Origin of the sequence: Streptomyces sp. H39-S7, from assembly GCF_027158205.1 — a bacterium.
Lineage (GTDB): Bacteria > Actinomycetota > Actinomycetes > Streptomycetales > Streptomycetaceae > Actinacidiphila.
In genome coordinates this window covers 12,584-13,117 of sequence record NZ_JAPVLU010000102.1, presented here as the reverse complement: position 1 = coordinate 13,117, position 534 = coordinate 12,584, and the positions used below count along the sequence as shown (strand labels likewise).

The following is a 534-nucleotide window of genomic DNA, read 5'->3' as shown; positions in this document are numbered from 1 at the left end:
AGCGGGTGCAGCCAGTGGGCCCACTGGGTGTAGGGGTCGTGCTGTTCTGCCGCATCGAGGAGCGGTGTCAGGTGTCGGTCGAGCCGGTCCTTGAAGTGGTCGGCGGTCTCCTGCACCCACGGGTGTTCGGCAGTGAAGTGCTCCCACTCGTTGCCCACGTCCAGAGTTGCGAACCACCACCGTCCGGGCGGCCGCAGTCCCTCGAAACCGCCGACGACGAAGGCATCGCGCAGCACCTCGTAGGCCAGGGGTGTGTGCTCGGCCAGCAGAACCGCGTCGTACAGGTCCTTGCCCTGCGGGTATGCGTCGCTGACCAGCCATAGGAGTTTCCAGGCCAGGGACAACTCGGGTGAGGCGGCGAGGAGTCGGGAGCCGGGGCCGTCCCCCAGCGGTCGCAGGTCGGTGGGCTCGGCCACGATGGGCAGTGGCTCGTTGAACACCAGGTCGAGTTGGATGCTGCCGCCTGCGGTTCCCGCAGCCGTCCAGGGCATCAGAAGGCGGCGGCCTGGCAGCCGGTCGTACGTCCTGATGTCT

General features: G+C 68.0%; 1 protein-coding gene. It reads right to left on the bottom strand.

Annotated features, from left to right (window positions below):
• Nucleotides 1–534, bottom strand: a 534-nt coding sequence (locus tag O3X23_RS42950) for a nucleotidyl transferase AbiEii/AbiGii toxin family protein (protein WP_269280538.1), incomplete at both ends; no start/stop codon positions are given.